The organism is Stenotrophomonas sp. 115C5 (genome assembly GCF_056861055.1).
In genome coordinates this window covers 13,188-35,786 of record NZ_JBSPUQ010000016.1, presented here as the reverse complement: position 1 = coordinate 35,786, position 22,599 = coordinate 13,188, and the positions used below count along the sequence as shown (strand labels likewise).

At 66.5% G+C, this 22,599-nt stretch carries 25 protein-coding genes; 10 read left to right on the top strand and 15 right to left on the bottom strand.

Going from position 1 to position 22,599, the window contains the following annotated elements; genetic code table 11:
- Positions 1 to 33 precede the first annotated feature (33 nt).
- Positions 34 to 357, top strand: coding sequence for a hypothetical protein (locus AC13FN_RS16735; protein WP_049435058.1), 324 nt, complete (start codon positions 34 to 36; stop codon positions 355 to 357).
- Between the two features lie 104 nt (positions 358 to 461).
- Here the strand turns inward: AC13FN_RS16735 and yiaA are convergent, their stop codons facing one another.
- Positions 462 to 917: an inner membrane protein YiaA gene (gene yiaA, locus AC13FN_RS16730; protein WP_010484216.1), complete on the bottom strand. Its 456-nt coding sequence runs from the start codon at positions 915 to 917 to the stop codon at positions 462 to 464.
- Between the two features lie 167 nt (positions 918 to 1,084).
- Between yiaA and AC13FN_RS16725 the strand changes: the two genes are divergently transcribed.
- Positions 1,085 to 2,251, top strand: coding sequence for a PQQ-dependent sugar dehydrogenase (locus AC13FN_RS16725; protein WP_049435057.1), 1,167 nt, complete (start codon positions 1,085 to 1,087; stop codon positions 2,249 to 2,251).
- A gap of 47 nt (positions 2,252 to 2,298) precedes the next feature.
- Here the strand turns inward: AC13FN_RS16725 and AC13FN_RS16720 are convergent, their stop codons facing one another.
- From AC13FN_RS16720 to folB, 4 genes are all read right to left on the bottom strand, one after another.
- Entirely contained in the window at positions 2,299 to 2,841 is a 543-nt protein-coding gene (locus AC13FN_RS16720) for a hypothetical protein (RefSeq protein ID WP_478415583.1), read from the bottom strand.
- Between the two features lie 128 nt (positions 2,842 to 2,969).
- Complete coding sequence (locus tag AC13FN_RS16715) at positions 2,970 to 5,144, bottom strand: glycoside hydrolase family 3 N-terminal domain-containing protein (RefSeq protein ID WP_482985042.1); 2,175 nt, start codon at positions 5,142 to 5,144, stop codon at positions 2,970 to 2,972.
- 128 nt (positions 5,145 to 5,272) lie between these two features.
- The gene (locus tag AC13FN_RS16710) at positions 5,273 to 6,544 is read right to left on the bottom strand and encodes a mechanosensitive ion channel family protein (RefSeq protein ID WP_049426941.1); all 1,272 of its coding nucleotides are present in this window, start codon (positions 6,542 to 6,544) and stop codon (positions 5,273 to 5,275) included.
- A gap of 59 nt (positions 6,545 to 6,603) precedes the next feature.
- Entirely contained in the window at positions 6,604 to 6,957 is a 354-nt protein-coding gene (gene folB, locus AC13FN_RS16705; protein WP_005407807.1) for a dihydroneopterin aldolase, read from the bottom strand.
- A gap of 340 nt (positions 6,958 to 7,297) precedes the next feature.
- Here folB and AC13FN_RS16700 point away from each other — a divergent pair, with 340 nt between their 5' ends.
- Positions 7,298 to 7,969, top strand: a complete 672-nt coding sequence (locus AC13FN_RS16700; protein ID WP_482985041.1) for a hypothetical protein — start codon at positions 7,298 to 7,300, stop codon at positions 7,967 to 7,969.
- 53 nt (positions 7,970 to 8,022) lie between these two features.
- Here the strand turns inward: AC13FN_RS16700 and tsaD are convergent, their stop codons facing one another.
- Entirely contained in the window at positions 8,023 to 9,048 is a 1,026-nt protein-coding gene (gene tsaD / locus AC13FN_RS16695; RefSeq protein ID WP_049426946.1) for a tRNA (adenosine(37)-N6)-threonylcarbamoyltransferase complex transferase subunit TsaD, read from the bottom strand.
- Positions 9,049 to 9,214: 166 nt separating this feature from the next.
- Between tsaD and rpsU the strand changes: the two genes are divergently transcribed.
- From rpsU to AC13FN_RS16665, 6 genes are all read left to right on the top strand, one after another.
- Entirely contained in the window at positions 9,215 to 9,430 is a 216-nt protein-coding gene (gene rpsU / locus AC13FN_RS16690; protein WP_002808376.1) for a 30S ribosomal protein S21, read from the top strand.
- 133 nt (positions 9,431 to 9,563) lie between these two features.
- Entirely contained in the window at positions 9,564 to 10,007 is a 444-nt protein-coding gene (locus AC13FN_RS16685) for a GatB/YqeY domain-containing protein (RefSeq protein WP_482985040.1), read from the top strand.
- Positions 10,008 to 10,110: 103 nt separating this feature from the next.
- Positions 10,111 to 11,028, top strand: coding sequence for a YihY/virulence factor BrkB family protein (locus AC13FN_RS16680; protein WP_482985039.1), 918 nt, complete (start codon positions 10,111 to 10,113; stop codon positions 11,026 to 11,028).
- Positions 11,029 to 11,115: 87 nt separating this feature from the next.
- Positions 11,116 to 12,855, top strand: coding sequence for a DNA primase (gene dnaG, locus AC13FN_RS16675; RefSeq protein ID WP_054170789.1), 1,740 nt, complete (start codon positions 11,116 to 11,118; stop codon positions 12,853 to 12,855).
- A 27-nt stretch (positions 12,856 to 12,882) separates the two neighbouring features.
- Positions 12,883 to 13,383, top strand: coding sequence for a protein tyrosine phosphatase family protein (locus tag AC13FN_RS16670; protein WP_482985038.1), 501 nt, complete (start codon positions 12,883 to 12,885; stop codon positions 13,381 to 13,383).
- A gap of 28 nt (positions 13,384 to 13,411) precedes the next feature.
- Positions 13,412 to 14,383: a bile acid:sodium symporter family protein gene (locus tag AC13FN_RS16665; protein ID WP_100447461.1), complete on the top strand. Its 972-nt coding sequence runs from the start codon at positions 13,412 to 13,414 to the stop codon at positions 14,381 to 14,383.
- Positions 14,384 to 14,569: 186 nt separating this feature from the next.
- On the opposite strand, the gene cyoE is transcribed toward AC13FN_RS16665, so the two are convergent.
- Genes cyoE through AC13FN_RS16645 form a run of 4 tightly spaced genes read right to left on the bottom strand, consistent with a single transcriptional unit; the run spans position 14,570 to position 17,962 of the window.
- Positions 14,570 to 15,463 carry a heme o synthase gene (cyoE, locus tag AC13FN_RS16660; protein WP_005407798.1) on the bottom strand — a complete coding sequence of 298 codons (894 nt, stop codon included), beginning with the start codon at positions 15,461 to 15,463 and terminating at the stop codon, positions 14,570 to 14,572.
- A gap of 4 nt (positions 15,464 to 15,467) precedes the next feature.
- Positions 15,468 to 16,631 (bottom strand): COX15/CtaA family protein, encoded by a 1,164-nt coding sequence (locus AC13FN_RS16655; protein ID WP_197645765.1) that lies wholly within the window; start codon positions 16,629 to 16,631, stop codon positions 15,468 to 15,470.
- 10 nt (positions 16,632 to 16,641) lie between these two features.
- Entirely contained in the window at positions 16,642 to 17,211 is a 570-nt protein-coding gene (locus tag AC13FN_RS16650; protein WP_054170785.1) for a hypothetical protein, read from the bottom strand.
- 13 nt (positions 17,212 to 17,224) lie between these two features.
- On the bottom strand, positions 17,225 to 17,962 hold the full coding sequence (locus AC13FN_RS16645; protein WP_482985037.1) for an SURF1 family protein: 738 nt from the start codon (positions 17,960 to 17,962) through the stop codon (positions 17,225 to 17,227).
- Positions 17,963 to 18,019: 57 nt separating this feature from the next.
- On the opposite strand from AC13FN_RS16645, the gene AC13FN_RS16640 reads away from it, so the two are divergent.
- On the top strand, positions 18,020 to 18,238 hold the full coding sequence (locus tag AC13FN_RS16640; protein WP_482985036.1) for a twin transmembrane helix small protein: 219 nt from the start codon (positions 18,020 to 18,022) through the stop codon (positions 18,236 to 18,238).
- Between the two features lie 20 nt (positions 18,239 to 18,258).
- Here the strand turns inward: AC13FN_RS16640 and AC13FN_RS16635 are convergent, their stop codons facing one another.
- The 5 genes from AC13FN_RS16635 to coxB all read right to left on the bottom strand — a co-directional run bounded on the left by AC13FN_RS16635 (position 18,259) and on the right by coxB (position 22,588).
- Complete coding sequence (locus AC13FN_RS16635) at positions 18,259 to 19,134, bottom strand: cytochrome c oxidase subunit 3 (RefSeq protein ID WP_217014911.1); 876 nt, start codon at positions 19,132 to 19,134, stop codon at positions 18,259 to 18,261.
- Positions 19,135 to 19,147: 13 nt separating this feature from the next.
- Positions 19,148 to 19,738: a cytochrome c oxidase assembly protein gene (locus AC13FN_RS16630; RefSeq protein ID WP_019336368.1), complete on the bottom strand. Its 591-nt coding sequence runs from the start codon at positions 19,736 to 19,738 to the stop codon at positions 19,148 to 19,150.
- On the bottom strand, positions 19,735 to 19,953 hold the full coding sequence (locus AC13FN_RS16625) for a hypothetical protein (protein WP_478417692.1): 219 nt from the start codon (positions 19,951 to 19,953) through the stop codon (positions 19,735 to 19,737). Before AC13FN_RS16625 ends, AC13FN_RS16630 begins: the two co-directional genes overlap by 4 nt.
- A gap of 8 nt (positions 19,954 to 19,961) precedes the next feature.
- Entirely contained in the window at positions 19,962 to 21,569 is a 1,608-nt protein-coding gene (gene ctaD / locus AC13FN_RS16620) for a cytochrome c oxidase subunit I (RefSeq protein WP_005407790.1), read from the bottom strand.
- A gap of 62 nt (positions 21,570 to 21,631) precedes the next feature.
- Positions 21,632 to 22,588, bottom strand: coding sequence for a cytochrome c oxidase subunit II (gene coxB / locus AC13FN_RS16615; RefSeq protein ID WP_482985035.1), 957 nt, complete (start codon positions 22,586 to 22,588; stop codon positions 21,632 to 21,634).
- Positions 22,589 to 22,599 lie beyond the last annotated feature (11 nt).

The following is a 22,599-nucleotide window of genomic DNA, read 5'->3' as shown; positions in this document are numbered from 1 at the left end:
CACGATCAGGCTTCGTCCACAACGGAGCCTTCCATGACCGAGTACCAGATCCCCGGCCGCGTACCGGACGACAGCACGCCGCGTGATGCGGTCAGCAACTACTGGCGCGAACGCTACACGGCCGAGCCCTACTATGACGACCAGTTGTTCTTCGAGGACTACGAGCCTGCCTACCGCATCGGCCACGCCGCGCGTGCACGGGACATGATCCGCGCCTACGAACAGGTCGAAGCCGAGCTGGAATCGCGCTGGGCCAATGAACGTGGCCGCAGCCGGCTGGAATGGGCGCAGGCGCGCGGTGCCGTTCGCCGTGGCTGGGAGGATGCACAGCTGGCGGATCCGCGGTTGAAGCGATAACGCCATGCTCCTGTAGAGCCGAGCCCATGCTCGGCTGAGAGTCGAGCATGGCTCGACTCTACAGAAATCCTGCGAGAGCCGAGCGTGGGCTCGGCTCTACAGAATCACTCCTGTTCCGGCAGCGGCGGCACGCCTGCGCTGCGCTTGCTTTCACCGCCACCGGCGGCGATCAGGTCGCGGGTGTTCTTCTGCACCGCCACCGCACCGAACAGCGACAGCGCGTAGGCCATGCCGTAGAAGCCCTTCTCGCTCGATGCCAGGGTGGCATTCCACAGGCCGACCAGCAACAGCATCAGCGCCGACAGCAGCGCGAACCAGCACAACGCGTAGTACAAGCCACTCACCGGAATACCCTCGACGCGGTCACGCACGCTCTTCTGCAGCGACACCGCCGCGAAAAGGCCGAACAGCAGCAGGGTCAGGTAGTAGCCCTTCTCGTTGAGCGCCATCGTTGCGGCGTTGAACAGGCCGATCAGGTAGGCCGCCGCGCCCAGCAACAGGGCCACCCACGAGGCGGCGATGAAGGCGGTGGACGGCTTGTGGGGCATGGCAGTGTTCATTGCAGATCCTTGGCAGGCAGACGGGCACGCTTTGCCCGGGCGTGCCCACCCTAGACGATCCCGCCGCCCTCGCACAGGGGTTGCAGGACCTTCGGGCCACGACGGTCACCGCTCCAGTGGTATACAAGGTACAGCCCGGCCATCCGCATCCCCGCCTGGAGATACCCATGACCCGCATGCCCCTGCTGCTCGCCCTCGGCCTGGTGCCGATCCTCGCCACCTCCGCCTGCAATGCCGCCGACCCGGCCGCCAACGGCGCCCAGGCCACGGCCACGGCGTCCGCCGCCGCCGATCAACGCCCGTTCACCGCCACCGAGGTCAGCCGTTTCGACCAACCGTGGGCGATGACCTTCCTGCCCGACGGCAGCCTGCTGGTCACCGAGAAGCGCGGCAAGCTGCAGCACCTGGACCTGGCCAGCGGCCAGAAGCATGAGATCACCGGCGTTCCCAAGGTCGCCTATGGCGGCCAGGGCGGTTTCGGTGACGTGATCCTGCACCCGCAGTTCGCAAGCAACCACGTGATCTATCTCAGCTACGCCGAGGAAGGCACGCTGGACACCCGCGGTGCTGCCGTGGCCCGTGCCACGCTGGCGCTGGACGCCAACGGCGCCGGTCAGCTCAAGGACCTGAAGGTGATCTGGCGGCAGAGCCCCAAGGTCAGCGGTGAGGGCCACTACGGCCACCGCCTCGCTTTCGGCCCGGACGGCAAGCTGTGGATCAGCTCCAGCGAGCGGCAGAAGTTCGATCCGGCCCAGGACATGGGCGGCAACCTCGGCAAGATCATCCGCCTCAACGACGATGGCAGCCTGCCCGCTGACAACCCGTTTGCCTCGCAGGGCGGTGTTGCCGCGCAGGTGTGGTCGCTGGGCCACCGCAACATCCTCGGTATGGCTTTCGATGCCAACGGCAAGCTGTGGGCGCACGAGATGGGCCCGGCCGGCGGTGACGAACTGAACCTGATCGTGCGCGGCGCCAACTACGGTTACCCGATTGTTTCCAATGGTGACCACTACGACGGCCGACCGATTCCAGACCACGACACGCGCCCGGAATTCGCCGCCCCGAAGGTGACCTGGACGCCGGTGATCTCGCCGGCCGGCTTCGTGATCTACAGCGGCAAGCTATTCCCGCAGTGGAAGGGCAGCGGCTTCATCGGTGGGCTGTCGTCGACCTCGCTGGTGCGTGTGGCGTTCGACGGCGACAGCGCGCGCGAGGCCGAACGCTTCAACATGGGCGAGCGCATCCGCGAAGTGGAACAGGGCCCGGATGGTGCGCTGTGGCTGCTGGAAGACGGCAGCAAGGCGCGCCTGCTGAAGCTGACGCCGAAGGCCTGATCGGCACCTTTTTCCCGGAACGGCCCCGCATGCGGGGCCGTTTCCGTTTACTGGATGGTGATGACCTTCACCTCGGTCTTCGTGCAGGCCTGGTCCAGGCACTGCCCGCTCAACCACACCTGTCCATCGCCGATCATCACGCCCTGCTGGTTGACGAAGACCTTGCCGAAGTCCTGTTCGGACACCGCCTTGACCACCGCCGGTGTGATGATCTTCTCGTAGTTGCGCTGGAACTCGCCCGGGCCGGTGATCTTCTTTCCATCCGCGATGTTCAGCGGGAAGCGCACTTCCTCCACCACGGCAGCACGATCACCACCGACCACGGCGGTCTTGAACGCGTTGAACACCTTTTCGTACTGCGCCGCATCGCCAAGCAGCGACTCGATGCGCGCGCGTGCGTCTTCCGCGGGCGCATCCGCTTCGGACGCGGCCGGTGCGGCGGCGGTGGGCTCAGCGGGGGGTGCCGCAGGCGCTGCCGGGGCGCTGGCCTCCATCGGCGGCGGCGCATCCGCTGCAGGCTCGGCCGGCGGCGCCGGCTGCGAACAGGCCGCCAGCAGCAGGGCGGGAATCAGACAAGCCATCCGGCGCATGCGCGCACTCCATCGAAACAGGAAGCCCGATGGTAGCGCCGCCGCAGTGACGGCAACAAAAAGGGGACGGAGGGGATTAAGTCGTTAGTGCCACAAACGACTTAATCCCCTCCGTCCCCTTTTTTCGATCAGGCCTTCAGCAGCTCGAACTGCACGGCTTCACCCGCCGCCGACGAGGCGCAGACCCACAGGTCGAACACACCCGGCTCGGCACGCAGCACGCCGTCGCGGCCGGTGAACGCCAGCTGCTCACGGCTGAGGGTGAACACCACTTCGGCCGACTCGCCCGGCTGCAGCGCCACCTTGCGGAAGTCCTTCAGCTCACGCACCGGACGCACGCGGCTGGCCACGCGGTCATGGATGTACAGCTGCACCACTTCTTCACCGGCCACATCGCCGCTGTTGGTCAGCGTGGTGGTGATGGTCAGGGTCTCGTCCCAGCCCAGCGCGGCCGTGCTCAGCTGCGGCACGCCGTAGGCGAAGGTGGTGTAGCCGATGCCATGGCCGAACGGGTACAGCGGCTCGTTCGGAATCTCGCGCCAGCGCGCCTTGAACTCCGACATCGTCGGCAGTTCCGGGCGGCCGGTGCGCGGGTGGTTGTAGAAGTACGGCTGCTGGCCGGATACCTGCGGGAAGCTGACCGGCAGGCGACCAGACGGGCTGTAGTCGCCGAACAGCACATCGGCCACCGCATGGCCGGTCTGCGTGCCCAGGTACCAGGTCACCGCCACGGCCTGTGCATTGCGCACCGCACCCTGCAGCGCCAGCGCGCGGCCATTGCGCAACAGCACCACCAGCGGCTTGCCGGTCATCGCCACGGCCTCGGCCAGCGCCTGCTGTGCCGGCGGCAGGGTGATTTCCACGCGCGACTGCGCTTCACCGCTGTAGCGCTGCGGTTCGCCCAGCGCCAGTACCACCGCGTCGGCACGCAGCGCGGCAGCCACGGCCGCTTCGGTGCCGCCTGGAATCGCGGTTTCCAGTTCGCAGCCCGGCACGATTTCCAGCAGCGCTTCGTCGCCGATGGCGGCGCGCACGCCGGTTTCCAGGTCCACGTAGCGCTGCTTGTCACCGAACAGCGTCCAGCAGCCCTCGATGTTCTCGCGGTCCTGCACGAACGGGCCGATCAGTGCGATCTTCTGCCCGGTCTTCTGCAGCGGCAGCACGTTGTCGCGGTTGTTCAGCAGCACGATCGAACGGCGCGCGGCGTCGCGCGACAGTGCGTCATGCGCGGCGATGTGCGAGGTATCCGCTTCACGGGCCGGGTCCAGCGAACGGTACGGGTCATCGAACAGGCCGATGGTTTCCTTCAGCCACAGGATGCGGCGCACGCCCTCATCCAGCACCGCCATTGGCACCTCGCCGCTCTCGACCAGGCCCGGCAGGTGCTCGGCGTAGAAGCCGCTCTGCATGCTCAGGTCCAGGCCGGCGGTGAACGCCTTGGCGGTGGCATCGCGGTCGTCGGCGGCATAGCCGTGCGCGACCAGTTCCATGTCGGCGGTGTAATCGGAGATCACCACGCCCGGGAACTTCCATTCGCCGCGCAGGATGTCGGTCAGCAGTTCGGCATTGGCGCTGGCCGGCACGCCGTTGATGTCGTTGAACGAGGACATCACGGTGATCGCGCCGGCGTCGAAGGCGGCCTTGAACGGCGGCAGGTGCACGTCGCGCAGGGTCTGCGGCGAGATGTCCACCATGTTGTATTCCATGCCGGCCATCACCGCGCCATAGGCGGCGAAGTGCTTCGGCGTGGCCAGCAGCGAATCGGCGGCGCGCAGGTCGCTGCCCTGGAAGCCGCGCACGCGGGCGGCGGCGAACGCACAGCCCAGCACCACGTCCTCACCGGCACCTTCGGCGCCACGGCCCCAGCGCTGGTCGCGGGCGATGTCCACGGCCGGGGCATAGGTCCAGTGCAGGCCGGCAGCGGTGGCTTCGATGGCGGTGGCGCGCGCGGTGCGCTCGGCCAGGTCCGGTTCGAAGCTGGCGGCCTCGCCCAGCGGGATCGGGAACACGGTACGCATGCCGTGGATGACGTCGGCAGCCAGGATCACCGGGATGCCCAGGCGGCTTTCCTCGGTGGCGACCTGCTGGATGCGGCGGCCCAGTTCGGCGCCGACACCATTGAACAGGGACCCGACCTTGCCCTCGCGCACCTGCTGCAGCACCTGGTCGGCATTGCGCACGTTGGCTTCCGGGTTCACGTCCGGGGCGAACGGGCGGACCATGTCTGCGAAGACACCCAGCTGGCCGACCTTTTCCTCGACGGTCATCTGGGCAATGAGGGATTCGATGCGATCGGAGGCCACCGGCAGTCCTTGATGAAAACGTTTACAAGCCCGGCATTCTAGCGATCCCGAGCCGTTTGGCGAGAGGTTTCTTCATTCAGTTTCAGCCACCAGCGGGGACCGTATGGCCCCGCCGGGGGCACCGCAGCTTACTCCGAGCCGGCCAACTGGCGCTGCCCGGCCATCAACATGGCGTCGCTGGAGGCCTGGAACACCCGCAGGCCAAACGCCGGCAGGATCGCCAACAGGTGGTCGAAGATGTCCGACTGCACCGCCTCGTACTCGCCCCAGGCAGTGCTGCGGGTGAAGCAGTACAGCTCCAGCGGCAGGCCTTCGGTGGTCGGCTGCAGCTGACGTACCAGCAGGGTCATATCGGTATGGATGCCCGGGTGGCTGCGCAGGTAGCGCTCCACATAGGCCCGGAAGGTACCCAAGTTGGTCACGCGGCGGCTGTTGACCTCGGCCACGCCCTGCTCTCGCAGGCGCCCGTTCCACTGGCCCAGCTCCTGTTCCTTCTCACGCAGGTAGTCGCGCAGCAGCGCGAACTGGCCGAGGAAGGCCAGGTCGCCCTCGTCCAGGAAGCCGACGCTGTGCTGGTCCAGGTACAGCGCGCGCTTGATCCGGCGGCCACCCGCTTCCTGCATGCCGCGCCAGTTCTTGAACGACTCGGTCACCAGCTTCTTGGTCGGGATGGTGGTGATCGTCTTGTCGAAGTTCTGCACGGTGACGGTATGCAGGGCGATATCAATGACATCGCCATCGGCATTCTGGCTGGGCATCTCGATCCAGTCGCCGATGCGCACGCGGCCATCGCCGCTGATCTGCACGCTGGCCACCAGCGACAGGATGGTGTCCTGGAAGATCAGCATCAGCACTGCGGTGGCCGCGCCAAGGCCGGTGACCAGATAGCGCAGGTCGACGCCGGCCAGGGTGGCAACGATCGACAGGCCGGCGATCACGAAGATGACGATCTTGGCTACCTGCAGGTAGCCCTTGATCGGCTTGTTGCGTGCTTCGGGGCGACGTTCGTAGAGATCGTTGGCCGCATCGAGCGCATGCGAGATGGCCAGCACCACGGTCAGGATCGCCCACGCCTGGCAGGCGCCGATGATGAAGCCCACCAGCCCTGGCGGCAGGTCCGGCACGATGCGGATGCCGGAAGCGATCACCTGGCTGGGCACCACATTGGACAGCCGCGAGATCACCCGCATCAGGTGGCTGCCACGGCCGGTGTCAGCGCCCGGCAGGCGGCTGAGCAGGCGTCGCAGCCCGCGCAGCAGGATGCGCTTGGTCACCCAGTTGGCCAGGCCGGCGGCGATCAGCAGCGCCGAAATCATCAACGCCAGGTAGGCGCCAGGATAGGGTTCCAGTGTGTTCTGCAGCTTTTCCAGCCACTGTACCGCCACCACCGCGTCTACCATCCGTTGTCTCCTTGTTTTATTGCTGATGAGGTTGCCGACCAGCGGCCGGGTTTACCGGGTCAGTCGCGCGTGCGCTCGATGATCACGCCCACCGCGCGCGCACCGCGCACCGCGCCCGGCTTGCTCAGCTTCAGGCGCAGCCACTTCACGTCGAATTCGTCCAGTACGATCTGCGCGCAGCGCTCGGCCAGGGTCTCGACCAGGCCGAATTCCGACTCGCGCACGAACTGCTCCAGGCGCTTGCTCACCGCCTTGTAGTTCAGGGTGTGGGCGATGTCATCGGTAGCCGCAGGGCGACGGTTGTCGAAGCCCATTTCCAGGTCGAACACCAGGTCCTGGCGGATCCGTCGCTCCCAATCGTAGATACCGATCAGGGCGTCGATCGTCAGCCCCTCGATGAAAACCTTGTCCATTGCGCTTACCCGCCCGAATACAGGGGGCCATGGTAACGGCACGGCGGTGACCCTGCCCGGAACGGGCGATGGGTGGCCGGCAGGGGCGCAGCTCCAGAAAAGACAAAGGGCCCTGCTAGCGGGGCCCTTTGGTACCTCTCAACGTCCCCGGGGGGAGCTGGAATCCAGCCGCGAGTCCCGGAGCACACGATGCAGATCATGACGTTCATTCCCTCTACGGTCCAGAGTCAATCGCGACATGCTGGAGGAAGCCCAAGGCGATACAGGGATTCTGCTGCCTGACGCGGCGGCGTTATCCGATATCAAGCCTGCGGCAGCCAGCGCAAGCTGATGATCCGCCATGTGGTCCCGTATTTCGATGAGAGAGCAACGAATCCTGCAGGCAGCGCTGTCACGCCCACGGTGGGCGACGTACAAACGTATCGCGGACCGGCACTCTTTGGACGCCGCCTCGCTTTACGTATGGAACATGCAGATGTGCGGCGCGCTGCTATCCCCCCTGCACGTCTGTGAAATCGTAATCCGCAACGCGGCGGCCGCGGCGCTGGCGCATGCCTTCGGGCCACGCTGGCCCTGGCATCCTGCACTGCTGCAGCGGATGCCAGCAGATGGCGCGTTGTCGGCCTTGCAGAATATCCATAGACAGGCAGGTCGTCGGATGGACACTCAGGAGATCATCGCCAGCCTTCGCTTCGCGTTCTGGCAACAGCTTTTCACGCGGCGCTTCGAGGGAGCCATCTGGACGCGGGGCTTGAAGATCGCACTGCCGAACGCGCCACAGAGTGCTCTCAGCGTGGTCCGCACGAACATCCATGCCGACCTCGACCGCGTCCGCCACCTGCGCAACCGGATCGCGCACCACGAGCCCATCCTGGAACGCGACATCGGCGCCGACCTGGCCGCGATCGGGCGGCTGATCCACGCCCGCTGCCCGCACACCCTGGGGTGGCTGCAGCGCCATGAGCGGGCGACGACGGTATTGGCAGCGTCGCCATTGGGTGCACGTGCGTAGCGATCACGCGCAGTCGAGCATGGCTCGACGCTACAAAGAGCGGCCGTTGGGACTCACACCGCCGGCAGGGTCGCCATGTCCCAGCGCGGGGTCACATCCACCTTCGGCGGGCTGTGCTGGCCGGCCTGCAGGCGCAGCGCGCCAGCGAAGGCGATCATCGCGCCGTTGTCGGTACACAGCGCAGGCCGCGGGAAACAGGCGCGGCCGCCCAGGCGCTCGGCCATCTGCTGCAGGCGCGCGCGCAGGCGCTTGTTGGCGCCGACGCCGCCGGCCACCACGATCACGTTAGTCCCGGCCGCTTCCAGCGCGCGCTCGCACTTGATCGACAGGGTCTCGACCACCGCGTCTTCAAAGCCACGGGCGATGTCGGCGCGGGTCTGCTCGCTCTGGTCGCTGTCGCGCCAGGCCATCAGCACCTGGGTCTTCAGGCCGGAGAAACTGAAATCCAGCCCGGGGCGGTCGGTCATCGGCCGCGCGAAGCGGTACGCGCCCGGCGTCCCCTGCTCGGCCAGCCTGGCCAGCTGGGGACCACCCGGGTACGGCAGGCCCATCAGCTTGGCGGTCTTGTCGAAGGCCTCGCCGGCCGCATCGTCCAGGGTCTCGCCCAGCAGCCGGTACTGGCCGATGGCGTCCACCGCCACCAGCTGGGTATGGCCACCGGACACCAGCAGTGCCACGAACGGCGCTTCCGGCGGGTCGTCTTCCATCAGCGGGGCCAGCAGGTGGCCTTCCATATGGTGTACGCCCACCGCCGGCACCTCCAGCGCCCAGGCCAGCGAGCGGGCCACGCCGGCGCCCACCAGCAGCGCGCCAACCAGGCCGGGACCGGCCGTGTAGGCCACCCCGTCGATGTCGCCTACGCCGAGACCGGCTTCGGCCAGGGTCTGGCGCACCAGCGGCAGCAGCTTGCGGACGTGGTCGCGGCTGGCCAGCTCGGGCACTACACCGCCGTACTCGGCATGCAGGGCGATCTGGCTGTAGACCGCATGGGCGCGCAGGGCCGCGCTGCCGGCCAGGTCGGTGTCATACACCGCCACGCCGGTCTCATCACAGGAAGATTCGATGCCAAGGACTCGCATGCCTGCTATTATGACGCCCCTGCCGCCCCCTCGGGGGATGTGCAGATCTCACTGCTTTCGAACTTCCGGCCCGTATTCAGGGTTGGCCGCTTGCAGTTTGTCTATTCGCCGCTATAATGTGCGGCTCGCCGGGCGTGACCCGGTTCTACTGTGTCCCGGAGATTCCATGCCCAGCGTCAAAGTCCGCGAGAACGAGCCCTTCGAGTTTGCTCTTCGCCGCTTCAAGCGCACTTGCGAAAAGGCCGGTGTGCTGGCCGAAACCCGCAAGCGCGAGTTCTACGAAAAGCCGACCCAGGAGCGCAAGCGCAAGGCCGCCGCTGCTGTGAAGCGTCAGCTGCGCCGCTCGTCGCGCGACGTTACCAAGCGTCAGCGCCTGTACTGATCGGACGCATCTTCATTGCGGCGGGCTTGCCTGTCGCGATGGAGCCGAAGCCGGCACGCGCGAGCGTCGCCGGCTTTTTGCGTTTCCGGGTTCGGGCATCCGCCCCGCCCCACCTACCACCACGAGGTTCCTCATGAGCATGAAGCAGCAGCTCACCGAAGACATGAAGGCCGCCATGAAGGCGGGCGAGAAGCACAAGCTGGGCGTGATCCGCCTGATCAACGCCGCCATCAAGCAGCGCGAAGTGGACGAGCGCATCGAACTGGACGACACCGCCGTGATCGCCGTGCTCGACAAGATGGTCAAGCAGCGCAAGGACTCGGTCAGCCAGTTCGAAGCCGCCAACCGCGAGGACCTGGCCGAGATCGAGCGCGCCGAGATCGTGGTCATCGAAGCCTACCTGCCAGCGAAGATGGGCGAAGCCGAGATCGTGGCCGCCATCCAGGCCGCCATCACCGAAACCGGTGCTTCCGGCCCGGCCGACATGGGCAAGCTGATGGGCGCGCTGAAGCCCAAGCTCGCCGGCCAGGCCGACATGGGCCTGGTGTCCAAGCTGGTCAAGCAGCTGCTGGCATAAGCCATTGCCGGGGTCGGATCCCTTTCGCATTGCGAAAGGGCTCTGACCCCAATGATGCATCCACTTCACCGCACCTTCGACCCCCGGCTGCTACAACACCCCCATGGTCGAGCAATCGCATTCCCCCGCCGACACGCGTCCCCACGGCATCCCCGCACGGCTTCGCCACTACGCTGACCGCCTGCAGGACAGCTTCCCGATGGCGGTCGCCAAGCGCTTCGTCGAAATCGACGTGCTGACCCAGGCCGCTTCGGTCTCCTTCTACGCCCTGCTGTCGATGGCACCGCTGCTGGTGCTGCTGTTGTGGCTGACTGCCTCGCTGTACCCGCCTGCACAACAGACGTTGATCAGCCAGATCGGCTCGGTGGCCGGCAGCAGCGTGGCCAGCGTCGCCGACACCGTGCTGCACAACGCCAACAGCCAGCCCAGCGTCGGTTCGCTGGCCGGGCTGTGGAGCACGCTGCTGCTGTTCGTGGGTGCCACCGCCGTGTTCGCCCAGCTGCAGAACGCGCTGAACCGGATCTTCCACACCAGCGGCCAGCGCCTGGAAGGCGTCAAGGCCTGGCTGCGCAAGCGCGTGTTCTCGTTCGGCGTGGTGCTGGCACTGGGCTTCCTGCTGATCCTCTCGATGACCGCCACCACTGCACTGCAGGTGGTGTTCGCGCAGCTGCCCTCGGTGCTGCCGGCGATCGGCTACCTGACCTCGCTGCTGCTCTACACGCTGGCCTTCGCCTTCCTCTACCACTACCTGCCGGACCGCCGCGTGGCCTGGCGCCAGGCCTTCATCGGCGGCGCCATCACCTCGGTGCTGTTCACCCTTGGCCGCTACGGTATTGGCGTCTACATCGCTACCGTGGCCCCGGGCAGCGCCTACGGCTCGATGGGCGCGTTGGTGATCGCACTGGTGTGGATCTACTACGCCACCGCCGTGTTCTTCGTCGGTGCATTGATGACCGCGGTGATCGACGAGCGCCTGCATGCACGGGCTCAGCTGGCCAAGGCCGGGGTCGAGGCCGAATAGGCCAGTCCCGGCGTCGCCAGCGAGTAAACTAGGGGAACTTGCCGCCCCTGCTGCGCGCCCTGGCGGCCGCGCCCCGTTCTGTTGCCCATGGCCCGTATCCCCGACGCTTTCATCGACGATCTGCTCGCCCGCTCCGACATCGTCGAGGTGGTGGGCAGCCGCGTGCCGTTGAAGCGACAGGGCAAGGAATATGCAGCGCGCTGCCCGTTCCATGACGAGCGCTCGGCGTCGTTCACGGTCTCGCCCACCAAGCAGTTCTATCACTGCTTCGGTTGCGGCGCGCACGGCACCGCGATCAGCTTCCTGATGAACTACGACCGCCTCGAGTTCCTCGACGCGGTGGATGAGCTGGCCAAGCGCGCGGGCATGGAAGTGCCGCGCAACGAGAACCCGCGCAGCCCCCAGCAGCAGGACGACAGCCGCGAGCTGTATTCGGCGCTTGAGGCGGCCACGAAGTTCTTCCAGAACAACCTGGAAGGCAGCGACAAGGCACGCAGCTATCTCGATGGGCGTGGCGTGGACGAAGAGAACCGCGCACGCTTCCAGATCGGCTACGCGCCGGATGGCTACAGCGGCCTGCGCGATGCGCTGGGCAAGGACGAGCGGCGCATGAAACTGCTCGACCGCGCCGGCCTGTTCTCCAAGAACGACCGCGGCCACGTCTACGACAAGTTCCGCGACCGGGTGATGTTCCCGATCTTCGACCGCCGTGGCCGGGTGATCGCCTTCGGCGGCCGCGTGTTCGAGAAGGACGACGGCCCCAAGTACCTCAACTCGCCCGAAACCGCGCTGTTCCACAAGGGCCGCGAGCTGTACGGCCTGTGGCAGGTGCGCCAGGCCAACCAGAAGATCGAGCGGCTGATCGTGGTCGAGGGCTACATGGACGTGGTCTCGCTGTTCCAGTTCGGCGTCACCCAGGCGGTGGCGACGCTGGGCACGGCGACCACGCCGGACCATGCCGAGCTGTTGTTCCGCAACGCGCCGGACGTGTTCTTCTGCTTCGACGGCGACGCCGCCGGCCGCCGCGCCGGCTGGAAGGCGCTGGAGTCGGTGCTGCCGCGCATGAAGGATGGCCGCCAGGCGTTCTTCCTGTTCCTGCCCGATGGCGAGGACCCGGACACCATCGTGCGCAAGGAAGGCGCCGAGGCCTTCAACGAACGGCTGAAGCAGGCCACGCCGCTGTCGCAGTTCTTCTTCGACGAACTGACCCGCGAGATCAACCTGGGTACGCTGGACGGCAAGGCACGCCTGGCCGAGCGGGCCAAGCCGATGCTGGCGCAGATTCCCGACGGTGCCTTCGGCGACCTGATGAAGCAGCAGCTGGCGCAGCTGACCGGGCTCGGCGGCAACGCCCCGTCTGCGCGCGCGCCGATGCCTCAGCGCCAGCCGGCACGCACTATTCAACCGGTGGCCAAGCGCAGCCTGGTGCGCGGCGCGATCGCCGTGCTGCTGCAGCAGCCGTCGCTGGCACTGACGCTGGGGGGAAAGCACCATTTCCAGGGGCTGCGCCTGCCGGGCGTGGAGCTGCTGCTGGAGCTGCTGGACCTGGTCGAGCAACGCCCGGACATCAGCACCGGCGCGCTGCTGGAGCACTTCGACGGGCGTGAGGAACAGGCGTCACTGCACACGCTGGCCGCGCAGACGATGCCCGGCGATGACGCGATGTGGACCCAGGAACTGCACGATGCCGTAGCCCAGCTGGAGAAACAGCTGCTGGTGCAACGTCTGGAAGAGTTGTTGGCAAAGCAGCGCCAACAGGGTCTGGACGATACTGACAAATACGAACTGCGCGAGCTGTTGAAGGCCCGCGCCGGACTGCGCCTGTAGCGGCAGAACGTTTTCACGGAGAGGACCATGCTGCTGCGCCTGACCTGCCTGCTGTTGTTGTCGCTCTGCCTGCCGCTAGCCGTCCTGGCCGCGGATACCCCGCTCAATGAAGTCCGCCCCGGCCTGTATGCCGGCGGCCAGCCCAGTGCCGCACAACTGCGCGAACTGGCCGCACAAGGCGTACGCACCGTGATCGACCTGCGCCAGCCTGGCGAGGACCGGGGTTTCGATGAAACCCGCGTGGCCGAATCGCTGGGCCTGCGCTATGTACGCATTCCAGTGGCCGGCGCCGAGGGCCTGGATGAGGCCAATGTGCGCGCCGTGCACCAGGCCCTGCAGCAGAGCCTGGGGCCGGTGCTGCTGCACTGCGCCTCCGGCAACCGCGCCGGTGCCGTGCTCGGCCTGGTCAATGCACGCTACGAACATGCCAGCCCGGAACAGGCCCTTCAGCTGGGCCAGCGCGCCGGCCTGAAGTCGCTGGAAGCCGCCACCCGCCAGCGCCTGGCCACACCGGTCACCTCGCCCTGAACCCTCCGCACCAAGGACTCTGCCCACCATGACCCGCTGGTGGTCGCGCCTGCGACCGGACAATTTCACCCTCGCCCTGCTGTGCACCGTCGGCCTGGCCTCGCTGCTGCCGATGAAGGGCGCCGCCGCCATCGTCCTCGATGATGTCACCACCGTCGCCATCGCCGCGCTGTTCTTCCTGCATGGTGCGCGCCTGCCGCGCGAGTCGATCATCGGCGGCATGCTGCACTGGCGGCTGCACCTGACCATCCTGGCCTGCACCTTCATCCTTTTCCCGCTGCTGGGGCTGATGTTCAAGCCGCTGTCGGGCTGGCTGCTGACCCCAGAGCTGTACCTGGGCGTGCTGTTCCTGTGCACCCTGCCCTCCACCGTGCAGTCGTCCATCGCGTTCACCTCGATGGCGCATGGCAACGTGCCCGCAGCGGTGTGCAGCGCTTCGCTGTCGAGCATCCTCGGCGTATTCCTGACCCCGCTGCTGCTGACCGCGCTGGCCGGCACCTCGGGCGGCGTGCACGATCCGCTGCATGCGATCGGCGGCATCATGCTGCAGCTGCTGGTGCCGTTCGTGGCCGGCCACCTGCTGCGGCCGTGGATTGCCGGCTGGGTGGAGCGGCAGCGCGCGCTGCTGCGCTACACCGACCAGGCCACCATCCTGCTGGTGGTGTACTCGGCCTTCGGCGAGGCAGTGACCGAAGGGCTGTGGAGCAAGACGCCGCTGCTTTCGTTGCTGGCCGTGGCAGTGGTGGCCGCGGTGCTGCTGGGTATCGCCATGCCGCTGATCACCTTCATCGCCCGCCGCCTGCGCTTCAACCGCGAGGACGAGATCGCCATCGTGTTCTGTGGGTCGAAGAAGAGCCTGGCCACCGGCGTGCCGATCGCCAAGGTGTTGTTCGCTGGTGGCAGCCTGGGCGCGATCGTGCTGCCGGTGATGATCTACCACCAGATCCAGCTGATCGTCTGCGGCGTGATCGCGCAGCGGTATGCGCGGCGCAAGCCCTGACCCGACCGGGAGACATCCACGCATGGCGTGGATCTACTGTAGAGCCGAGCCCATGCTCGGCTGATGCCTGTGATCCGGAGTGGATCCACGCCATGCGTGGATGCTCCTGCCATCAGACCGGGTCAGAGCCCCGCTGGGGATCTGACCCTGAGTCGAGCATGGCTCGACTCTACAAAGGGCAGCCGGTCACAACCAGGGCAGGATCCAGTGGTCCACCAGCAGGAAGGCGAACAGCGCCATCAGGTACACGATGGAGTAATAGAACATCTTCATCGAGAACAGTTCGTCCGGCGGGTTCAGCATGCGCCAGGCGTACCAGAGGAATACGGCGTTGAGCACGATCGCGCCGCCCAGGTAGAACGCGCCGCTCATGCCCACCAGGTACGGCAGCAGGCAGACCAGCGCCAGCACCACCGAATACACCATGATCTGCTTGCGGGTATGCACCACGCCGTGGGTCACCGGCAGCATCGGGATTTCGGCCTTGGCGTAGTCCTCGCGGCGGAAGATCGCCAGCGCCCAGAAGTGCGGCGGCGTCCAGATGAAGATGATCAGCACCAGCAGCGACGAATACGCCCAGTCCGACGAACCCTGCATGCCGGTCACTGCGGCCCAGCCCAGCATTGGCGGCATCGCGCCGGCCAGGCCACCGATGACGATGTTCTGCGAGGTCGCGCGCTTCAGGTACACGGTGTAGATCACCGCATAACCAATCAGCGAGGCGAAAGTCAGCACGGCGGTGATCAGGTTCACCCACAGCACCAGGATGGTCATCGACAGCACGATCAGAACGCCGGCAAACACCAACACCTGCCACGGCTTGACCTTGCCCACCACCAGCGGGCGCCACGAGGTGCGCGCCATCTGCGCGTCAATGTGCGCATCCAGCAGCTGGTTGATGGCGGCGGCGGCCGAGGCCGCCAGCCAGATGCCGAGGAAACCGAGCACGCCGGCGCGCACCTGCTCCCAGCTGGGCACGCCGGGGATGGCCAGGACCATGCCGACCAGGGCAGTGAAGACAATGAGGGCGACGACCTTGGGTTTGGTCAGGTCCCAGTACTGGCGGTAATTGGAAAACATGGAATCAGTCCGGGGCACGCAGGCGGGCCAGCAGGCTGACCAGCACGAACAACAGGGCAACGGCCACGCCGTTGTGGGCCACCGCCACTTCCAGCGGCAGCGCCAGCTTCACATTGAGGATGCCGAGGGTGACCTGCAGCACCAGCAGCGCCATCAGCGCACTGGCCCAGCCACGCATGCTCGGCAATCGGAACAGGCGCACGCCCAGCCACAGCAGGTAGACGGCCACCACCACCGCGAACAGGCGGTGCGCCATCTGGATGGCGATACGCGAGGCGCCATCCAGCACGCCGCCTTCGTAGTCCACGCCGATGCCGCGCCACAGGGTGAAGCCTTCGACGAAGTTGTGCTGCGGCCACCACTGGTTGGCGCAACGCGGGAAGTTGTCCAGCGAGGCGCTGCCCCCGCCGCAGGCCAGCGCCGCGTAGTTGGCACTGACCCAACCGCCCAGTGCGATCTGGGTGACCAGCACCGCCACACCGATGCGCAGCAGCCACTTCAGCTTCGGCGCTTCAGCCAGTGTGATCGGCATGTGCGTCGCGCGCCAGGCCATCCATACCAGCAGGCCAAACATCAGCATGCCACCCAGCAGATGGCCCATCACCACGATGGGTTTGAGCAGCAGGGTCACCGTCCACATGCCCAGCAGGGCCTGGAAGATCACCACGGCCAGTGTCAGCAGCGCCGCACGCGCCAGGTCGATGTTGCTCCAGCGCAGTGCGGCGATCAGCAGGATCGCCTCGCCGATCAATGCCAGCGCACTGGCGGTGCCGTGCCAGCCCATCATGTACAGCGGTATGCCGGCGGCCACCAGTACGCAGGCGGTCACCACCGCCGTGCTTCCGAATCGCCGCTTGCGCGTGGCCAGCAGCGCCAGGGTCAGGATCTCGATGCCCAGCGCGCCGGCCAGGAAGCGGTGCACCTGCTCACGCCAGGCCTTGTGGGTTTCCAGCGGGCGGATCTCCGCCGCCGGGTGGCCAATGGTCTCTTCCACGTGCTGCGGCCAGGTGGCCTGGCCATAGCAGGTGGGCCAGTCCGGGCAGCTCAGGCCGGCATCGGACAGGCGCACGAAGGCACCGAACATGATCGTGCTCGCGGTCATGATCATGGCGAACCACGCCAGGCGGTGGAAATTGCGGTGCAGCGCCGGACGCGCGGAAAGGCTCATCAAACGGGACTCACTTCAGTTTCAGCAACGTGGCCATGTCCTTGCGCAGGCCCCCCAGGTCACTGCCGGGGGCATGGCGCATGATCACGAAGCCGTTCGGATCGATCACGTAGACCGGCAATCCCGCCGGATCATCGACGCCAGGCAGCGCCGCGCGCAGTGCTGGCGACGGAGCCAGCGGCCGCAGCGCGGGCAGCGAGGCGATCGACGCCGGTGGCGTTCCCAGCCACAGGATTTCGACATTATCGGCGTTATGGCCGAACAGCTGCCACACCTTGCCCAGTCCCTGCGACAAAGTGACGCACTGCGCGTCGCAGACTCCGGCCGGCGCCACCAGCAGGCGCCAGGTCCGGGCCTCCGGGTTCCACGGGTAGGCTTGGCCAGTGGCCAGGGTCGGGCTCCGCTGGCGCAGGTCCACCGGCGGCTTCAGCAGTTGGCCGGCATTACGGTGCCCGGTGGGCTGCCAGCCGGAGAAGCGCAGTACGGCAGCCAGTGCCATCGCCCCGAAGAACACGGCAAACAGCAGCACCAGGGTCCGGCGGCCGGAGCCGCGCGCCTGCGGGGACGTAGCAGTGTTCATGCGGGGCATTTTCTCATGGTTGGGTACGGGATGCCGGTCGGGCCACGGCGCGCCTCCTGCGCCATTCCAGCACCAGCGCCACCACCAGCACGGTCAGGGCCAGGCCGAACCACTGCACGGCGTAGCCCAGGTGACGCTGCGGTGGCAGCGTGTTCGGCAACAGGTCCAGATCACGTTCGTCGCCGAAGGGCAGCGCCGGGTCCAGGCGCAGTACACGATCGGGAAGTGACTGCACCCCCAGCGCGCGGGCCAGGCCTTCGGCCGGCAATCGGCTGGCCAGCCAGCGGCCCGCTTCCCCCGTGGCGGAGAATGCGGGACCGAGTGCCAATCCGGCCGACGGCGGCGGCGCCAGCAACCCACGTACGGCCACCGGCGAAGGGGGTGCCGGCACATCCGGCAGGGTGCGATCCGGCGGCAGCGCGCGCCATCCCAGATCGACCAGCAGCACGCTGCCCTCGTCACTGCGGAACGGGCGGTAGATCTTCACGCCCGCGCGGCCGTGCCGGGTCTGATTGTCCAGCAGCACCACGCCGGGCAGGAAGCGACCGTGGTCGGCCACGCCATGCAACGCACCGGGCGCTGCCAGCGCCTGCGCCAACGACAGTACCTGCGCTGCGGCTGGACCCTGTGCATCCAACATTGCCTGTTTGGCATGCATGCGCTGCAGCTGCCACAGCCCCAATGCGGTGAAACCGGCCATTGCCAGCACGGCCAGCGGCCATCCGAGCACGCGCGTGTGCTGGCGCATCATGACAAGTCCGCGCAAACGCGGTCAGATAGGCACATCCACCCTGCCCTCGAGCCGCGCATGAATGATTCGCTGAAGACCCTGCTGGTAATCGCGTTTCTGATCGTCATCGTCTGGAATCTGGGCGCCGGCCTGTATTACCTGCTGGTCGACCGCGGCCAGACCAAGCGCACGGTCAACGCACTGACACGCCGCATCGGGGTGTCGGTGGCCTTGATCGTACTGGTGATCGTGAGCATCTACATGGGCTGGATCAAACCGCACGGCATCGGCGGCTGAGGCCACCGATGCGTGCGCGGTCAAAGCACGTAGACGAACATGAAGAGCATCAGCCACACCACGTCGACGAAGTGCCAGTACCACGCGGCGGCTTCGAAACCGAAATGGTTGTCGCGGGTGAAGTGTCCCTTGGCCGAACGCAGCCACATCACGATCAGCATGATCGTGCCCAGCAGCACGTGCGCGCCGTGGAAGCCGGTCAGCATGAAGAACGTCGAACCATAGATTCCCGAGCCGAGCGTCAGGTTCAGTTCCTTGTAGGCGTGGATGTACTCCTCCGCCTGCAGGGTCAGGAAGCCGAGGCCGAGCACCACGGTCAGGCCCAGCCAGATCAGCAGCTGGCGGCGGTTGCCGGCCTTCAGTGCATGGTGGGCGATGGTCAGGGTCACGCCGGAGGTGAGCAGGATCAGCGTGTTGATCAGCGGCAGGCCCCAGGCCGGGATGGTCTGGAACGCGCCGCCGATCGCCGCCGGGCCATTGGTCGGCCATCCTGCCGAATAGCCCTGCCAGAGCAGTTCGTTGGTCATCACCCCGCGGCCTTCGCCGCTGAGCCAGGACAGGCCCAGGTTGCGGGTGTAGAACAGCGCGCCGAAGAAGGCGCCGAAGAACATCACCTCGGAGAAGATGAACCAGATCATCCCCATCCGGAACGAGCCATCGACCTGGTGGTTGTAGTTGCCGGCCTGTGATTCGCGCACCACATCGCTGAACCACCAGAACAGGGTCAGCACCAGCATCGCGATGCCGACGTAGAACGTCCAGCGTCCCCAGCTGGCGTCGTTGAGCCAGCTGGCCACGCCCACCATGGTCACCATCATCGCGATGGAACCCACGAACGGCCATTTGCTCTGGGCCGGGACGAAGTACACGTTGGCGTCGGTCGGTGTCTGGGCCATGTCGGTATCCGGGTCAGGGTGCGGCGTGCGCGCCTTCCGAGGTGGCGGCCGGGGCCAGCCGATCGGACAGCGCGTCGTTGCGGTAGAAGGTGTAGGACAAGGTGATCGTCCTGATCTCCGGCGGCAGATCCGGATCGACGATGAAACGCACCGGCATGTCGCGCTTCTCGCCAGCCTGCAGCGTCTGCGCGGTGAAACAGAAACATTCGGTCTTGCTGAAGAAGCCCGAGGCACGCGCCGGCGCCACCGAAGGCACCGCACTGCCGACCACCGCCTGCTGGCTGTCGTTGCGGGCGAAGTACAACGCTTCATTGAGTTCGCCGGGCACAACGTCCATGGTCAGCTGTTCGGGATGGAACGACCACGGCAGGCGCGAGTTGACGCCGCCATCGAATTCCACCCGTACGGTGCGCTTGCCGGACGCCGCACCCGCACTGGCTTCGCTGCCGGGGCCGCGCTCCAGTCGCACGCCGAACACCTTCTCGCAGGCGATGCGATACAGCGGCACCAGCGAGAACGTCAGCAGGAACACCGCCACCGCCACGCCGATCAGGCGCGGCAGCCCGGCACTGCGTGAGGTCGCGGTGGCCGGTGCGTCGCTCATCGGCCGATCACCCCACTGAGGATGAAACCGACGTAGACCAGCACAGCGATGGCGCCGACCCACATCGCCGTGCGCCTGGCGCGCCGGCGTTGCTGTTCGATGCCGTTTTCCGGGGCGTCGCCCGGGCTGTTGTAGAGCCGAGCCATGCTCGGCTGCTTTTCGTCAGCCGAGCATGGCTCGGCTCTACAGGTCTGCAGTGGGCTCTCGTTATGCATGCCCCACCTCAGTGCGTGATGTCGTCATGCGCCAGGTCCCCCGGGCGGATGGTCGGCGGCGTGGTGAAGGTGTGCGCCGGTGCCGGCGACGGCAGCGTCCACTCCAAGCCACGCGCGCCTTCCCAGGAACGCGCCTCGGCCTTCTCGCCATTGCGCAGCGAGGACAGCAGGATCGCGGCCATCATGAACGGCGTGACGAACATGCCGAACGCACCGATCGAGCTGATCAGGTTCCAGTCGGCGAAGGCCACGCTGTAATCGGGAATACGGCGCGGCATGCCGGCCAGGCCGAGGAAGTGCTGCGGGAAGAACAGCAGGTTGACGAACACGATCGACCACCAGAAGTGCACCTTGGCCCACTTCTCGCTGTACATGCGCCCGGTCCACTTCGGCCACCAGTAGTACACCGCGGCAATCAGCGCGAACACCGCGCCGGTCACCAGCACGTAGTGGAAGTGGGCGACCACGAAGTAGGTGTCGTGGTACTGGAAGTCGGCCGCCACGATCGCCAGCATCAGGCCGGAGAAGCCACCGATGGTGAACAGGATGACGAAGGCCACCGACCACAGCATCGGCGCTTCGAACGTCAGCGAGCCGCGCCACATGGTGCTGACCCAGTTGAACACCTTCACGCCGGTCGGGATCGAGATCAGCATGGTGGCGAACATGAAGTAGATCTCGCCACCCAGCGGCATGCCCACGGTGAACATGTGGTGGGCCCAGACGATGAACGACAGGAATGCGATGGCGGCGGTGGCGTACACCATCGCCTGGTAGCCGAACAGCGGCTTGCGGCTGAAGGTCGGGATGATCTCGCTGACCACGCCGAAGGCGGGCAGGATCATGATGTAGACCTCGGGGTGCCCGAAGAACCAGAAGATGTGCTGGTACATCACCGGGTCACCGCCACCGGCGGCGTTGAAGAAGCTGGTGCCGAAGAACTTGTCGGTCAGCAGCATGGTCACCGCGCCGGCCAGCACCGGCATCACCGCAATCAGCAGGAAGGCGGTGATCAGCCAGGCCCAGCAGAAGATCGGCATTTTCAGCAGGTCGATGCCCGGCGCACGCATGTTCAGCACGGTGGCGATGATGTTGATCGCACCCATGATCGAACTGATGCCGGCCACGTGGATCGCGAACACGCTGAAGGCCACGTTGTAGCCGCCCTGCAGCGACAGCGGCGGATACAGCGTCCAGCCACCAGCCGGCGCACCACCGGGCAGGAACAGGGTCAGCAGCAGCAGGCTGAAGGCCACCGGCAGCAACCAGAACGACCAGTTGTTCATGCGCGGCAGCGCCATGTCCGGCGCGCCGATCTGCAGCGGGATCATCCAGTTGGCGAGGCCGACGAAGGCCGGCATCACGCCACCGAAGATCATCACCAGCGCATGCACGGTGGTCATCTGGTTGAAGAACTCGGGCTTGACGAACTGCAGGCCCGGCTGCGCCAGCTCGGCGCGGATCACCACGCTCATCGCCGCACCGATGATGAACATGATGAAGCTGAAACCCAGGTACAGCGTGCCGATGTCCTTGTGGTTGGTCGAGAAGAACCAACGCTCGAAGAAGCTCTGGTGGTGATGGTGATCGTCGTGCCCAACTGCCGAGTGCGCCATTGCAAAACACCTCTCAGAATCGGTTGTCACCGCGGCCGCAGCAGGCGGCCGCGGGCTTTACATCACGCGCCGCTGGCCGCGGTGGCAGGTGCGCTGCCGGATTCGGCAGCCGCAGGTGCTGCCGGTGCTTCGCTCGCAGGTGCAGCCGGTTCTGCAGGTGCCGCGGGCGTTGTCGGCGCGGCGGGCGGCGCCGGCTTGCGCTGCGCCAGCCACTGCTTGAACTCTTCCTTGGACACCGCCTCGACCACGATCGGCATGAAGCCGTGGTCCTTGCCGCACAGCTCGGCGCACTGGCCGCGGTAGACACCCGGCTGCTCGATGCTGGTCCAGGCTTCATTGATGAAGCCGGGGATGGCGTCCTGTTTCCAGCCCAGCGCCGGCACCCACCAGGCGTGGATCACGTCGTCGGAGGTGATGACGAAGCGCACCTTGGTATCGACCGGCAGCACCAGGCGGTTGTCGACATCCAGCAGGTAGTGCGGATGGCTCTCGCGGGTCGGCACGACGCCGCTCTGCCGCACACGGTCGGACTCGCGGTCCAGACGGCTGGTGAAGGTGACGTTCTCGCCGAGATATTCGTACTTCCACATCCACTGGTAGCCGGTGACCTTCACCGTCATCTCGGCATCGCGGGTGTCGTACATCTTGATCAGGTTGGCCGTGGCCGGCCAGGCCATCACGATCAGGATGATCACCGGGATCACCGTCCAGATCACCTCGGCCTTGGTGTTGTGGCTGAAGGTGGCGGCGACCGCGCCCTTGGATTTGCGGAACTTGAACATGGCGTAGGCCATCGCCCCGAACACGATGACGCCGATCACCGTGCAGATGATCAACGACAGGTTGTTCGATTCCCAGGCCAGGCGCGAGGTCTGGGTCACCCCCTTGCCCATGTTCAGCTGCCACGGCTTGGGATCGGCCGCCTGGGCCCAGGCCAACGACGGCATCAGTCCCCCGGTCGCCAGCACTGCGGCAACCGCGTTCACGCACTTCGTGCCCCACCTGCTGCTTTGCTTCATTGCCTAGACCC